14 protein-coding genes are annotated in these 13,722 nt (G+C 55.9%); 12 read left to right on the forward strand and 2 right to left on the reverse strand.

The window, feature by feature from the left end; translation table 11 throughout:
* Positions 1-26 precede the first annotated feature (26 nt).
* The 12 genes from HYT79_00320 to HYT79_00375 all read left to right on the forward strand — a co-directional run bounded on the left by HYT79_00320 (position 27) and on the right by HYT79_00375 (position 13,066).
* Positions 27-317, forward strand: coding sequence for a hypothetical protein (locus tag HYT79_00320; protein ID MBI2069021.1), 291 nt, complete (start codon positions 27-29; stop codon positions 315-317).
* 117 nt (positions 318-434) lie between these two features.
* Positions 435-1,592 (forward strand): GuaB3 family IMP dehydrogenase-related protein, encoded by a 1,158-nt coding sequence (locus tag HYT79_00325; protein ID MBI2069022.1) that lies wholly within the window; start codon positions 435-437, stop codon positions 1,590-1,592.
* Positions 1,592-3,148, forward strand: a complete 1,557-nt coding sequence (gene guaA, locus HYT79_00330; protein MBI2069023.1) for a glutamine-hydrolyzing GMP synthase — start codon at positions 1,592-1,594, stop codon at positions 3,146-3,148. The genes HYT79_00325 and guaA overlap by 1 nt, the downstream gene beginning before the upstream one ends.
* A gap of 2 nt (positions 3,149-3,150) precedes the next feature.
* A complete protein-coding gene (locus HYT79_00335) occupies positions 3,151-4,074 on the forward strand; it encodes a phosphoribosylaminoimidazolesuccinocarboxamide synthase (GenBank protein MBI2069024.1) in 924 nt (307 codons plus the stop codon).
* A 4-nt stretch (positions 4,075-4,078) separates the two neighbouring features.
* On the forward strand, positions 4,079-4,450 hold the full coding sequence (locus HYT79_00340) for a hypothetical protein (GenBank protein ID MBI2069025.1): 372 nt from the start codon (positions 4,079-4,081) through the stop codon (positions 4,448-4,450).
* Between the two features lie 26 nt (positions 4,451-4,476).
* On the forward strand, positions 4,477-6,813 hold the full coding sequence (gene purL / locus HYT79_00345; GenBank protein MBI2069026.1) for a phosphoribosylformylglycinamidine synthase subunit PurL: 2,337 nt from the start codon (positions 4,477-4,479) through the stop codon (positions 6,811-6,813).
* Positions 6,810-7,562: a phosphoribosylformylglycinamidine synthase I gene (purQ, locus tag HYT79_00350; protein ID MBI2069027.1), complete on the forward strand. Its 753-nt coding sequence runs from the start codon at positions 6,810-6,812 to the stop codon at positions 7,560-7,562. The genes purL and purQ overlap by 4 nt, the downstream gene beginning before the upstream one ends.
* Before the next feature lie 9 nt (positions 7,563-7,571).
* Positions 7,572-9,008, forward strand: a complete 1,437-nt coding sequence (purF, locus tag HYT79_00355; GenBank protein ID MBI2069028.1) for an amidophosphoribosyltransferase — start codon at positions 7,572-7,574, stop codon at positions 9,006-9,008.
* A 16-nt stretch (positions 9,009-9,024) separates the two neighbouring features.
* Positions 9,025-10,287, forward strand: a complete 1,263-nt coding sequence (purD, locus tag HYT79_00360) for a phosphoribosylamine--glycine ligase (GenBank protein ID MBI2069029.1) — start codon at positions 9,025-9,027, stop codon at positions 10,285-10,287.
* A 13-nt stretch (positions 10,288-10,300) separates the two neighbouring features.
* Complete coding sequence (gene purE / locus HYT79_00365; GenBank protein ID MBI2069030.1) at positions 10,301-10,786, forward strand: 5-(carboxyamino)imidazole ribonucleotide mutase; 486 nt, start codon at positions 10,301-10,303, stop codon at positions 10,784-10,786.
* A complete protein-coding gene (locus tag HYT79_00370) occupies positions 10,764-11,753 on the forward strand; it encodes an aspartate carbamoyltransferase catalytic subunit (GenBank protein ID MBI2069031.1) in 990 nt (329 codons plus the stop codon). The genes purE and HYT79_00370 overlap by 23 nt, the downstream gene beginning before the upstream one ends.
* Positions 11,753-13,066: a dihydroorotase gene (locus HYT79_00375; GenBank protein MBI2069032.1), complete on the forward strand. Its 1,314-nt coding sequence runs from the start codon at positions 11,753-11,755 to the stop codon at positions 13,064-13,066. Before HYT79_00370 ends, HYT79_00375 begins: the two co-directional genes overlap by 1 nt.
* 14 nt (positions 13,067-13,080) lie before the next feature.
* On the opposite strand, the gene HYT79_00380 is transcribed toward HYT79_00375, so the two are convergent.
* On the reverse strand, positions 13,081-13,479 hold the full coding sequence (locus tag HYT79_00380) for a type II toxin-antitoxin system death-on-curing family toxin (GenBank protein MBI2069033.1): 399 nt from the start codon (positions 13,477-13,479) through the stop codon (positions 13,081-13,083).
* Positions 13,476-13,700 (reverse strand): ribbon-helix-helix domain-containing protein, encoded by a 225-nt coding sequence (locus HYT79_00385; protein MBI2069034.1) that lies wholly within the window; start codon positions 13,698-13,700, stop codon positions 13,476-13,478. The genes HYT79_00380 and HYT79_00385 overlap by 4 nt, the downstream gene beginning before the upstream one ends.
* Positions 13,701-13,722 lie beyond the last annotated feature (22 nt).

Raw genomic sequence — 13,722 nt, forward strand, 5'->3', positions numbered from 1 at the left:
CGCCGGCCAAAAGGGAGGGAAAGGGAATGTTCAGAACAACGCGCTGTGACTGCAAGGTGTGCGGCAAGGCGAAATTGCATGCCATTGAGTCGCTTGAGGGACGCGTGCTGAGCTATCGCTGCGATAACTGCGGGGCCAGGTACCATGCCGAGGCCGTCGAAGGGCGGCAGGGTCTTTGGTGGGAAGGCAAGCTCCTGAATCAGGAGACCATGGCCCAGGACAATGACGGTTGGTTGAAAGGGCTCTTTGAATGGCGCCGGGAAGAGGAACCGGCTTTCATCGGCACGTTCGCGATCGAGCCGATGAGCGTTAGATAGTCTTTTTTAGAAGACTCGAGACTAGATATTTGACCGAAGGGTCCTGAACGATCGGGGGACCCTGGGAAATATGCAGGGTCGAGTATTCTTTAAATGTTTAGGAAGCAGGTGAATTAAATGGGCTTTTTTATCGGACGTGACCGTGAGGCGAGGCGCTCCTACAGTTTTGACGAGGTTTCCATTGTCCCCGGCGCTTTGACCGTCAATCCGGAAATCGTGGATTCATCTTCGCGCTTGGGCAGAATGAAATTGGCAATTCCGTTTATGGCCTCTTCCATGGACGGGGTCACGGACGTGGATTTTGTGGCGACCATGTCCAAAATGGGCGGCTTGGCCGTGTTGAATTTGGACGGCGTTCAGACGCGCTACAAAAATCCCAAAGAGGCCTTGGCCAAAATCATCAAGGCGCCTCAGGACAAAGTCACGCGCGTGATGCAGGAGATTTATGCCAAACCCGTTCAGGAGCAGTTGATTGCCCAGAGAATCAAGGAAATCAAGAACAAGGGCGGCTTGGCCGCGGTTTCCACCATCCCTCAAAACGCCTCGCGCTGGGGCAAAGTCGCGGAGAAGGCGGGCGCGGATGTGTTTTTCATTCAGGCCACGGTGGTCACGAATCGACATGAGAGCACCAACGGCACGTATTTGAATTTGAAGGATTTCTGTAAGACCATGAGAATCCCGGTTGTGCTGGGCAATTGCGTTACGTATCAGGCGGCGTTGGAACTGATGGATACGGGCTGCGCCGGGATTTTAGTGGGCGTTGGCCCGGGCTCAGCCTGCACCTCGCGCCAAGTGTTGGGCGTGGGCGTTCCGCAAATCACCGCGATTGTGGACGCGGCCACGGCCAGGGATTCGTATTTGAAGAAAACCGGGCGTCATGTGGCCATTATCGCGGACGGGGGCATGAGAACCGGCGGGGATATTTGCAAGGCGGTTGTGGCGGGCGCGGATTTTGTGATGCTGGGCTCCACATTCGCCCGCGCCAAGGAAGCGCCGGGCAAGGGCTATCACTGGGGCATGGCCATGCCGTCGAAGTATTTGCCGCGCGGCACGCGCATTAAAGTCGGGCAGGACGCCAGTTTGGAGCAGATTTTGTTCGGCCCGGCGTTTAAAGACGACGGTACGCAGAATCTAGTCGGCGCGCTCAAAACCTCGATGGGCTATGTGGGCGCCAAAACCATTTCGGAGTTCCAGCAGGCCGAGCTCATCATCGCGCCGGAAATCGGCCAGGAAGGAAAAATGATCCAAAAAATTCAGGGAGTGGGCAGCGTTTAATGATCGTTATTCTTGATTTCGGCTCCCAGTACACCCAGTTGTTAGCCCGGCGCGTCCGGGAAATGAAAGTTTATTGCGAAATTTTGCCCTACAGCACGCCGTTGGACCAGATCAGGAAGAAACATCCCATCGGCATTATTTTATCCGGCGGCCCGGATTCCGTGGCCACGGAATCAAACGGGCACGGCGCCAACGGCAAGGACATGCCGTTGCCGCATCCGGGGATTTTTATGCTGGGCGTGCCGATTCTAGGCGTGTGCTACGGGCATCAGGTTTTGGCCAAGGTTTTGGGCGGGAAAGTCAAACGCGCGCCTAAAAAAGAATTCGGCTTGGCTAAATTGTCTTTGATCCGTTCAGGCAGTTTGTTCACCGGCGTCAAACCAAAATTCGACGTGTGGATGAGTCACGGCGATGAAGTGTCGCAATTGCCCTTCGGCTTCGTGGCTTTGGGCTCCTCGGACAATGCGCCGTACGCGGCCATCGCCAATCCGCCCAAGAAACTCTACGGGCTTCAATTTCATCCGGAGGTCAGCCATACCCAGCACGGCGGCGCGATTATCAAGAATTTTGTGTACGAGGTGTGCGGCGCCAAGCCCACTTGGCAGATGAAAAATTGGATCGACGCCGCCACCAAAGATATCACCAAGGCCGTGGGCCCGTACAAGGTTTTAGTCGCGCTTTCCGGCGGCGTGGATTCCTCGGTCGTGGCCCGGCTGATTCATAAGGCCATCGGCAAGCAGATTTTGGCCGTGTTCGTGGACAACGGCATGTTGAAAGAAGGGGAAACGGACCGGATCAGAAGGATTTTCGGCAAGCTGTTCGAGGATTCGCTCATGGTCATGGACGCCAAGAACAGGTTCTTCACCGCGCTTAAAGGCGTGACCGATCCTGAGGAGAAAAGAAAAACCATCGGCTTATTGTTTGCGCGGATTTTTGAGGAAATTGCGGCGTCTCAAAAAGGGCTTTTATTCTTGGCCCAGGGCACGCTGTACCCTGATGTCATCGAAAGCGGAAAAAGCGTTTCCGGGAAAGCGCATGTGATTAAAACGCATCATAACGTAGGCGGATTGCCCAAGGACTTGAAGTTGAAGCTTTTGGAGCCGGTCAGGAGCTTGTTTAAAGACGAGGTCCGGGAATTAGGCCGCGAATTGGGTTTGGGCGAGGAGATTTTGGGGCGGCATCCGTTCCCGGGACCCGGCTTTGCGGTGCGCATTATCGGGGAAGTGACGCCGGGGCGCGCGGAAATTTTGCGGCGCGTGGATGCCATCGTTGATGAGGAAATCCGCCGCGCGAATTATTACGAGCGTTTATGGCAGGTGTTTCCCGTGCTCTTGGGCATCCGCACCGTGGGCGTGATGGGCGATATGAGAAGCTATCAGGAAGTCATCGCCATCCGCGCCGTGGAATCCTTCGACGGCATGACCGCGGACTGGTCAAAGCTGCCGCATGATTTGTTGGGCGCCATGAGCCGGCGCATCGTCAATGAAGTGCATGAGGTCAGCCGAGTGGTCTATGACATCACCAGCAAGCCGCCGGCCACCATTGAGTGGGAGTGATTATGGCCAGCACATTAAAGCCTCAAGCAAAATATTCGGTTCCGCCGAATTGGCAATCGGTTTATTCAGGCAAGGTGCGGGATATTTACGAAATCGATCCTAAAACTTGGGCGTTGGTGGCCTCCGACCGGATCAGCGCTTTCGATTGGATTTTGCCGGATTATGTTTCGGACAAGGGCAAAATTTTGACCCAACTTTCCAAATATTGGTTCGAGCGATTGCAGAATGTTTTGCCGAATCACTGGCTGGCCGCCCGCGAGATGGACCTTGTTCCGGTTGAATTGGCGAAACGCGCCATGCTGGTTAAAAAAGTCAAAATTTTTCCCTTTGAATTCATTGTTCGGGGATATTTGGCGGGCAGCGGGTGGAAGTCCTACGTTAAAGAAGGGAAAGCGGGGGTGGATCATAAACTGCGCGAGGGGTTAAAGCGCGGGGACCAATTGCCAGAGTGTTTGCTGACGCCCACCACCAAGGCCATGGAAAAAGGCAGCCATGACGAGGATGTTTCCTGGTGGACCGTGGAAAAAGAATTGGGCAAGGCCAAGGCGGATCATATTCACGGCAGCGTGATGCAGATTTTTAAAACAGCGACCGAGCATCTCGAGGAGCGGGGCTTGATTTTGGTGGACACCAAATTCGAGCTGGGGGAAGACGAGGAGGGGCGCATTGTCCTGGCGGATGAGGTCCTGACGCCGGATTCGTCGCGATTCTGGTGGCGGCGCGACTGGGAAAAATACCAGGCCGCGGGCGGCAAAGAAGAATTGCCGGCCTTAGACAAGCAGGTGGTGCGCGATTATTTGGAGAAGACGGCGAAATGGGACAAAAAGCCGCCTGTGCCCATTCTTCCGCCCGCGCTCATCGAAGAGACCAGGGCCACGTACATCAAGCTCTTTAAAGCCGTCGCCGGCCGCGACCCGGATATTTAAAACTTTGCCATCCCGCGTTTTTGTTTTTTCCAAAACAAAAACAGCAACTTTTCGCGTTTACGAAATCGAAACCTCCGGCCTATCCATCGAAGAAAAACGATTGCAGGGTTTGGCCGAACTTTTGTTCGCCGATCCCGTGGCCGAGCATTATGCGTTCGACGGGGCTGAGGCGGGCCCATCCGTGATTGTTTGGTTCAAAAAAGGGGTGTATGACGCAGAGGGAGACATGGCCTTGTACGCGGCTAAGCGTTTGGGTTTGGATGAGGGCATCGAGCGCGTGCATTTTGGCCGGGGCTTTAAAAAACCGGCCAAAGCCCTACTGAAAGTCCAAGAGCTTTACAATCCCTTGATCGAAACGGTTGAAAAAATTTCATGATAACCGCCAAGATAAGAACGTTTTCAATGTCGGAATTGGATCGGCTCTCCAAGGAACGGCATTTGGCTTTGTCCGATTTGGAAAAGCGGGTCATTGTGGATTTCTTCGTCCGGTCAAAAAGGCCGCCGTCCATGGCTGAGTTGGAAATGATCGCGCAGGCCTGGAGCGAGCACACGCGGCATAAAACGTTAAGGGGCGAGTTTAGAGTCGGGGGGCAAAAACTCGGCAATGGGGCGAAAAAACCCCCCCTGCGCAGAGCTCCGGGGGACGCTGGCCCGCCGAGAGGCGGGTCCCCAGCAGAATACAGAAATTTGTTGAAAGAAACTGTTTTTGAGGCCACGCGGCGCTTGAAAAGACCCTGGGTTTGGTCCGCGTTCAAGGATAATGCCGGGATTATTGCCTTAGACGGAAAATGGGGCGTGGCCGTTAAAGTGGAAACGCATAATCATCCCTCCGCGCTTGATCCTTACGGCGGCGCGTCAACGGGTATCGGCGGGGTGATCCGCGACGTGCTGGGCACGGGATTATCCGCGCACCCCATCGCTTCGCTCGATGTTTTCTGCGTTGAGCCGGGAAAGCCGCGCGTGGTGGATGCTCTGGCCGCGGGCGTGCGCGATTACGGCAATCGCATGGGCATCCCGACCGTGGCCGGACTGATTTATTGGGATGAGGCGTATAAGGGCCTGCCCTTGGTTTTTTGCGGCACCGTGGGCTTGATCCGCCGCGACCGCGTCGAGAAACGAGGGCCCAAGCCCGGGGACCTGGTTTATTTATTGGGCGGGAAAACAGGCAGAGACGGAATTCACGGAGCCACGTTTTCTTCGCAGAAATTGACGGATGAATTGACCACCTCGGTGGTGCAGATCGGCAATCCGATTTTGGAGAAAAAAGTTTGGGATTTTTTAGTCGAAGCATCCAAAGCGGACTGCTTCAATTCCATCACGGATTTGGGCGCGGGCGGGATCGCTTGCGCGATTTGGGAATTGGCGGATTTAGGGGGCCTGGGCGTGCGCGCCAAGCTCGATGGCGTGGCGCTGAAAGAGCCGGGCATGGAAGGCTGGGAGGTGTTGGTTTCTGAATCCCAGGAGCGCATGATGATTTCCGTGCCGCCGGGCCGCAAAGCGGATGCGGAGCGTTTGCTGGCGGCTTTTGAATTTGATTTCGCGTGTTTGGGGGAATTCACGCGCGAGCCGTCCGTTGAGATCGGCTATCACGGCGAATCGCTGGTCAATGTGCCGATTAAGTTTTTGCGCGATGTGCCCAAGAGAAGTTTTACGGTCGAGAGCGCGCCCAAGGTTGAGAAAGCCGGGAGGCCGCGTGTGTTAAGCGTCAAGCCTCGCGATGTGAAAAAATTGGGCCTCAAAATTTTGTCCTCGCCCAATATCGCGTCGAAAGAGCGCATCATCCGCCAATACGATCATGAAGTGGGCGGGCGCACCTTGATCAAGCCCTTGACCGGAAAGCGCGGGCATGCGCCCAGCGACGCGGTGGTGCTTCGCCCGCTTTATGATTCCTGGAAAGGCGCGGCCTTGGGCTTGGGCTGGTCCGGAGCCTTGGCCAAAATCGACAGCCGGGTCATGGCGTTGGCGGCCTTCGACGAGGCGTTGCGAAACGTGGTTGCGGTGGGCGGCGGGTTGACCCATATCGCGGCGCTGGATAATTATTGCGCGGGCTCGACCGCGGATAAAAAAGTTTTAAGCGAATTGGTGATTGTGTCCGAGGCTTTGAAGGATGCGGCGTTGGCTTACGGCGTTCCGTTCGTCTCCGGCAAAGATAGTTTAAACAATACGACCAGCGACAATCGCAATATCCCGACCGTCATGCTGGTCACGGCGTTGGGCGTTTTAAAGGACGCGCGCCGAACGTTGAGCGTTGTGTTGAAGAAGCCGGGGAATTTTCTTTACCTTGTCGGGCGGACGCAGGAGCGATGGGGAGGCTCGGCGATCGCCGGGCTTTTGAAATTCAACGGCCCCGCGCCTGAGGTGGATTTAACGACGGCGCCCGGCATTCACAAAAGCATGAGTTGGGCTTTGGGCAAGGAATTGGCGGTTTCCTGCCATGATGTTTCGGAAGGGGGAGTGTTCGTGGCTTTGTCCGAGATGATGATGGATTCCGGCTTGGGCCTTGAAGCGGATTGTCCGGAAAACCCCGCTCTGTTGTTCGATGAATCGCCGACCAGGTTTTTAGTTGAAGTGGAGCCGGACAAGGCCAAGGCGTTTGATTGGGCCATGAAAAGCGTCTCCTTCAAGCGTTTGGGGCGCGTGACGAAGAAACCGTTGATGAAATTGGTTCAGGGAAAGCGAACATTGGGCCAATGGACGGCCGTTGATTTGGAAAAGGCTTTCAGGGGGAAAGGCGAATGAGCGTCAAGGCTCTCATCGTTAAAGCGCCGGGGACTAATTGCGATCAAGAGGCGAAATGGGGTCTCGAGCTGGCCGGAGCCAAGCCGGAAATCCGTTATTTAAAAGAGTTGCAAGAACGCCCGCAAATTCTTTTTGATTACGGTTTGTTGTTTGTGCCGGGCGGGTTTTCTTACGGCGATTATTTGGGCTCGGGCAAACTCTTCGCTTTATTCCTGGAGTCGGCCTTGGGTCAAAATCTGCGCCGCTTTGCTGAGAAAGGCCGCCCCGTGTTGGGCGTGTGCAACGGATTTCAAGTGCTGACGAAAATGGGCCTACTGCCCTGGGGGGAGACGCCTTGCGTTTCCTTGACCTATAACGCCTCCAACCGTTTCGAGTGCCGCTGGGTCGGGCTTGAGTTGGAAAATAATTCCGTGTTCGCCAAAAAACTGCCCGCGGATAAGCGGCGGCTTTTGGCGCAATTTGAGCTGCCTATCGCGCACGGCGAGGGCCGCTTCGTGGCGGCCACGCCCGAGACGCTCGATCGCCTGGGCCGCGAAGGCCATGTGTTTTTGCGATACTCTAAAGAGAACCCGAATGGTTCGGAAAACGCCATTGCGGGCATTACCAACAGGGAGGGTAATGTCATCGGCCTGATGCCGCACCCCGAACGCTTCGTGATCAGCGATCAGCATTACGATTCCTCGGGCAGCCAAGCCGGCAAGCCCTGGGGGCTGGAGTTTTTGAAGGCTGCGGTGCGCCTATCTAATTAATCGATTCAAATGTGTGGAATTTTCGGCGTTACTCACAATAAAGACGCGAGTTATTTGACTTACCTGGGTCTGCACGCTTTGCAGCACCGGGGGCAGGAGGCGGCGGGTATTGTCAGCACAGGCGGTGAGTCTTGCTTGCGCGCCGTGGCTTCCGGTTTGGTGGATGAGGGCATCAAACCCGAAATCTTGAAAGACTTGACCGGGGATTTTGCGGTCGGGCACACGCGCTATTCAACGTCCGGCGGCTCGCTGGAGAGAAACGCGCAGCCCTTGATGGCGTACAACACGCCGGTCGGGGAATTGGCCATCGCGCATAACGGGAATATCCCCGGGTACAAAGAGATGCGCGCTTCCCTGCAGCACAAAGGCGCTTTGTTTTACAGCGAGTCGGACACGGAGGTGCTGCTGGTGGCCATCGTCCAGGAGATTCAGCGCGTGCACGCGCGCCGGAAAAAAGTCACGCCCAGGCTTTTGGCTTATTGCATCAACCGCGCCTTGGCTTCCATCGAAGGCTCGTATAGTCTTCTGTTGTTGATGCCTGATTATTTGGTGGCGGTGCGCGATCCGGGCGGGGTGCGGCCCTTGACCATGGGCCGGTTCAACGACGGCTATGTTTTTGCGTCGGAAACCAATGCGTTCGATTTAATCGGCGCCCAGGTGGAGCGGGAAGTGAAGGCCGGGGAAATTTTGGTCGCGCCCAGAAAAGGCAAGGTTCAGAGTTTTGCGTTAAAGCCCAAGCATGCGTCGTCGAAAGCCGGGAGCCTGCCCTGCGTTTTTGAGCTGGTGTATTTTGCGCGGCCGGACAGCGTTGTGTTCAGTCAGGACGTTTACCGGGCCCGCCGGGAAATGGGCCGGCGCTTGGCCGAGGAAGCGCCGGTGCCAGGGGCGGATTGCGTGATGGCGGTCCCGGACTCCGCCAGCGTTCAGGCCTTGGGCTACGCGCAATGCCTGGGCCTGCCCTTGGAAGCCGGTCTGGTGCGCAGCCACTATATCGGCCGGACGTTCATCGCGCCGAAGCAAACCATCAGGGATTTTGCCGCGCGCTTGAAATTCAATCCGGTGCGCGGCCTGCTGCAGGGGAAAAAAGTGGTGGTCATCGATGATTCCATCGTGCGCGGCACTACGTCCAAAAAAATCATCCGCTTGATCAGGGAAATCGGCGGCGCCAAAGAAGTGCACATGCGCGTGGCCAGCCCGCCCATTGCCTGGCCGTGTTTTTACGGCATCGACATGCCCACGCGTAAAGAATTAATCGCTTCCGGCCATTCGGTGGAGGAGATTCAGAAATTTTTGGGAGTGGACAGCTTGAAGTATCTTTCGTTGGAAGGTATGCTGGCTGCGGCCGGGGGAAATCAGGATTCGTTTTGCCATGCCTGCTTTAGCGGGCGCTACAGAATCGCTCAGGAAGCCGTGAAAAAGAGTTTGGCCGAGGAAGCGAGGGGATGACGAATACCCGGCAAGTATGAAAGTTTTAATCGTGGGTTCCGGAGGGCGTGAGCATGCGCTCGGATGGAAAATCAAGCAGGAAAGCTCTTCGACTCAGCTGATATTCGCTCCGGGCAATGCCGGGACCGAATTATTGGGAACCAATGTCAAAAAAACCGACGATACCTCTTGGGCGTCTTTGGCCAATAAGCTGGGTGTTGAGATGGTAATTTTCGGCCCTGAGTCGCCGTTGGCCGAGGGCGCGGCGGATGATTTGACCCAGTATGGATTTAAAGTGTTCGGAGTCGGGCGCATGGCCGCGCAATTGGAGGCGTCCAAAATTTTCGCCAAAAATTTTTGCCAGCGCTACCGAATCCCCACGGCCGCGTACAAGGTGTTCGACAAACTGGGCCCGGCGCTCGATTATTGCGAAAAAGCCCCGTATCCATTGGTGATCAAGGCGGACGGCTTGGCTGCGGGCAAGGGCAGCGTCATCGCCGAAGATTGGCCGTCGGCTGAGGCGACGCTGCGTTCGTTCATGGAAGAGCAGAGTTTGGGCGATGCCGGGCGGCGCATTGTGGTTGAGGAATTTTTGGAGGGGCCGGAACTGTCCCTGTTGGCTTTTTTCGACGGGTCGCAGTATGTGCTGCTGCCCCCGTGCCGCGATTACAAGCGCTTGAAAGACGGGCATGAAGGCCCCAATACCGGGGGCATGGGCGTGATCGCGCCGGTTCCCGTTGACCGCATGCTGTTGCCGCGCATCAATGAAGCAATTCTCGAACAATTCAGGATTGGGTTGGAAAAAGAGGGGATTCTTTTTAAAGGGGTTATTTATTTCGGCTTGATGCTGACGCCCAAGGGCCCCTATGTTTTGGAATTCAACGTGCGCTTCGGCGATCCGGAGGCCCAGGCGCTGGTTCCGTTGGTTGATTTGCCTTATTTGGAGTTGATGGAGGCCACGCATCAGGGCATGCTGGCTAAATTTTCCCACGATTTATTTTTGCGCGAACTCGAAAACCGTCCCCGGGCCTCGACTTGCGTGGTGATGGCGTCCGAGGGATACCCTCAGGAATCTGTCACCGGGCGGCCCATTACCCTTGATTCCGCGGCTGCGGGAGGCGCCCTTGTTTTTCATGCCGGAACAATGAAAAAGGGCGATCAGGTGTTGACCAACGGAGGCCGGGTTTTGTCCGTGGTGGGTACGGGACGTTCGCCGGATGAGGCCCGGCGCATGGCTTACGGCGGAGTTGCTAAAATCAAGTTCGAAGGCATGCAATTTCGAATGGATATAGGAGCCTAGGCAGGGAGCTGATATGGTTTACATTATCCTCGGTTCTAGATCCGATCTCGAGTACGGCAAGGCGGCTTTAGGCGTGCTGGAAACATTCGGCGTCAAAGGCTCGTTGCGGGTTGCTTCGGCTCACCGGGCTCCGGCCTGGCTGCACGAAGTGATTAAAAAAGGCGAGAAAGCGGGCGTGAACGTTTTTATCTGCGCGGCGGGCGGCGCCGCGCATTTGCCCGGGGTCGCCGCGTCCTTGACCACGCGCCCGGTCTTGGGCGTGGGCATTCCGGCCAAATATTTGGGCGGACTCGATTCCCTGATGTCCCTGATTCAAATGCCTGCGGGCGTGCCCGTGGCTTTTTGCGGGCTGGGAGATACGGGCATGAAAAACGCGGCTTATTGCGCGTTGCAAATTTTGGCGCTCAACGATAAAAAACTTTCCGCGAAGCTTGATGAATACAAAAAGAAACTCGAAAGAGAAAATCGGGAGGCCAATGATGGCGCCAAGGTTGGCTAGCGAGAAACGCCCGGTTAAAAAAGCGGCGAAATCAACGGCGCCGTCGCGGCATTTGCTGACTTCAGCCGAATTGCCCAAAGTATGGGTTGAAGCGCTGTTTGACGAAGCCAGGCGCTTTAAAACGGCGGAGAAAGCCGGCCATCCCTGGTCCGAGGATTTGAAAGGGCAGCATGTCGGCCTGTTATTTTTCGAACCCTCGACCCGAACGAGGGCGTCGTTTCATATCGCGGCCAAGCGTTTGGGCGCGGATCCCGTGACCGTTGAAATCGCGTTTTCCAGCGTGCAAAAGGGGGAATCGTTGGAAGACACGGTGATGACCATGGAGGCCATGGGCTGTCATTTTTTGATCATCCGCCACGGCGAAGCCTTGTCCGGGCAGCGTGCCGCGCGCGTGGCCAAAAAAGCCCATATCATCAACGCGGGCGACGGCTCCCACGAGCATCCGACCCAGGCTTTATTGGACACATTCACGGTTTTAGAGCGGCGCGGCTCATTAGCCGGCGGCACGGTTTTATTCTTGGGGGACATTCTGTTTTCACGCGTGGCGAGATCGAATATCGAGCTGTTGAAAACCCTGGGCGTTAAAAACGTTATCGTTTCCGGCCCGCCGAGCTTGATGCCCTCCGAAGAGGAGCTGGAAAGCTGGGGTATTTCTTATGTGCCGGAGCTCAACAAGGCCCTGGCCCAGGCGGACGTGGTGCACGTGCTGCGCGTGCAATTGGAGCGACACGGGCAGAAAATGCCCATGACCCCGGGCTCCTATCGGGAGGCTTGGGGCTTGACCGAGGAGCGATTGGTCAAGTTCTGCAAAAAAGACGTTTTGATTTTTCATCCCGGCCCCATGAACGTGGGCGTTGAAATCGATCGCGAGGTGGCGGACGGGCCGCATTCTTGCGTGCTCGATCAAGTGGCCAACGGGGTTTTTATCCGCATGGCCATTCTCAAGCGCCTCCATCAAGCCTGCTAGTGGCGCAAGGCCCTCTTCTTCAAATCGTCGGCGGCAAGGTTATCGATCCCGCCGCTCAAACCGAATACGAAGCCGATATCCTGATTCAGAACGGAAAAATCGCGCGCGTCGACAAACGCTGGCTGAAACCCTCCGTCACATTGCCGGGCACCGAGGTTTTTCATGTGCACGGCGCCGCGGTGGCGCCTGCGCTCTGGGACATTCATGTTCATTTAAGAGAACCTGGCCAAGAGCATAAAGAAACCATGGCCACCGGCGCGCAGGCCGCTGTGAGAGGCGGGGTGGGCCGGATGTTCGTGATGCCCAATACCGAGCCGGCTATCGATAATGAAGAGACGTATAAGCTGGTCGAAGCCCAGGGTAAGGCTCAGGAAAAGCTGGTTGATATCGAAATCATCGCGGCCGTGACCAAAGGGCGCGAGGGCGCGGAGCCCACGGATTTATACCGTTTGAGGAAATTGGGCGCGGCCGCGTTCAGCGACGACGGCGCGCCGGTCAAGGACGCGCAGATTTTGCGTGCGGCTTTGGATGAAACCAGCGCCATGGATTCCTTGGTTATCGACCATTGCGAAGAGGGAAGCATGATCAGAGGAGGCGCCATTCATGAGGGCCGGGTCAGCCGCAGCTTGGGCGTGCCCGGCATCCCCAGGGAATCCGAGGCGGTTTCCGTTTTTCGCGACATTCAAGTTTTAAAAAACAGCCGGGGCCGTTTACATTTGGCGCATTTGTCCACGAAAGAAGCCGTTGAATTGGTCAGGAAGGCCAAAAAAAACGGCTTGGCCAAGCGCCTCACCTGCGAGGTTTGCCCGCATCATTTCGCGTTGACCGAAGAAGCGGTGCGGGACATGGGCCCCCTGGCTAAGGTCAATCCGCCGTTGAGAACCGAAGACGATGTCAAAGCGCTCCATGAGGCCATCATCGACGGCACCGTCGACGCCATTGCCTCGGACCATGCGCCGCATTCGGATTGGGAGAAAAACCAGGGATTGCTGGCCGCGCCCTTCGGCATGATCGGCTTGGAAACCATGCTGCCGGTGACCATCACTTATTTGGTCAGGCCCGGTATTATTTCTTTGCTGACGGCCATCGAACTATTGACCACGGGACCGGCGCGGATCATGAACAGGCCGGCGCCTAAAATCGAGCCCGGCGAACCGGCTGACTTCGTGATTTTTTATCCCGATAGAGAAACGACGTTTCGCTCATTCGCGTCTAAATCCAGGAACAGCCCGTTCTTGGGCCGGTCTCTTTACGGAAGCGTGCTCGCCACCCTCCATCGCGGCCAAATGGTTTATCGAAACGAGAGTCTTTAGCGGCTTAGGGACCCTTAGGCGGGTTTATTCCTACGCACGGCGTGCGTTTGAATCCAAACCGATATTTTCTGCTCATCCGGCTTTGAACCCGAAGCCACGCTTAAAATCCATTGAAATTTTTCTTCCTCCGTCGCTTTGATATCCCATCCGTTGATCCTTAAAAAAAGCCGCATCGCTTCAAACCCCGTGCGTTTATTGGCATCGACGAAGGGATGGTTTTTGACGATGGAATGCAGGAGGGCGGCGGCTTTGGAAAATAAATCAGGGTATAAATCCTGCCCCCCGAAACTGGCCCGAGGCCTGTAAATAGCTGATTCTAAAAGTCCTTGATCCCGGACTCCGGGAGCCCCTTGGGAAGTCTCCAGAATCCGCTTATGAAGGAAAAGGACTTGGGTGGGGTAAAGGTATTTCAAGCGTCGGAAAGACGCCGCAGTAAATTACGGTCTTCCTGCAATAAATCTTCGACTTCGGTCCGCAAATACGGCGTGATGACGTCTTCGGCATGGCGGCGCAGCACCAAAGCGATCCCTTCTCTAACCAATTCCGATTGCGGAATGCGTGTTTTCAGGGAAAGCGCTTTGAGCGCATCAATCGTTTTCTTATCAAGCTTAGTGGTAAAGGGTTTAAGTTCCATATATATTGATATTACCAGCTAA

The sequence above is a fragment of the Elusimicrobiota bacterium genome (genome assembly GCA_016180815.1).
In the GTDB taxonomy this organism is placed as follows: Bacteria; Elusimicrobiota; Elusimicrobia; order JACQPE01; family JACQPE01; genus JACPAN01.

Coding starts and splice junctions, on each gene's coding strand:
- HYT79_00335 (MBI2069024.1), top strand. CDS start 3,151: ATGGCCAGCACATTAAAGCCTCAAGCAAAATATTCGGTTCCGCCGAAT.
- HYT79_00370 (MBI2069031.1), top strand. CDS start 10,764: ATGATGGCGCCAAGGTTGGCTAGCGAGAAACGCCCGGTTAAAAAAGCG.
- HYT79_00325 (MBI2069022.1), top strand. CDS start 435: ATGGGCTTTTTTATCGGACGTGACCGTGAGGCGAGGCGCTCCTACAGT.
- purD (MBI2069029.1), top strand. CDS start 9,025: ATGAAAGTTTTAATCGTGGGTTCCGGAGGGCGTGAGCATGCGCTCGGA.
- HYT79_00320 (MBI2069021.1), top strand. CDS start 27: ATGTTCAGAACAACGCGCTGTGACTGCAAGGTGTGCGGCAAGGCGAAA.
- purF (MBI2069028.1), top strand. CDS start 7,572: ATGTGTGGAATTTTCGGCGTTACTCACAATAAAGACGCGAGTTATTTG.
- guaA (MBI2069023.1), top strand. CDS start 1,592: ATGATCGTTATTCTTGATTTCGGCTCCCAGTACACCCAGTTGTTAGCC.
- HYT79_00385 (MBI2069034.1), bottom strand. CDS start 13,700: ATGGAACTTAAACCCTTTACCACTAAGCTTGATAAGAAAACGATTGAT.
- purE (MBI2069030.1), top strand. CDS start 10,301: ATGGTTTACATTATCCTCGGTTCTAGATCCGATCTCGAGTACGGCAAG.
- purQ (MBI2069027.1), top strand. CDS start 6,810: ATGAGCGTCAAGGCTCTCATCGTTAAAGCGCCGGGGACTAATTGCGAT.
- purL (MBI2069026.1), top strand. CDS start 4,477: ATGTCGGAATTGGATCGGCTCTCCAAGGAACGGCATTTGGCTTTGTCC.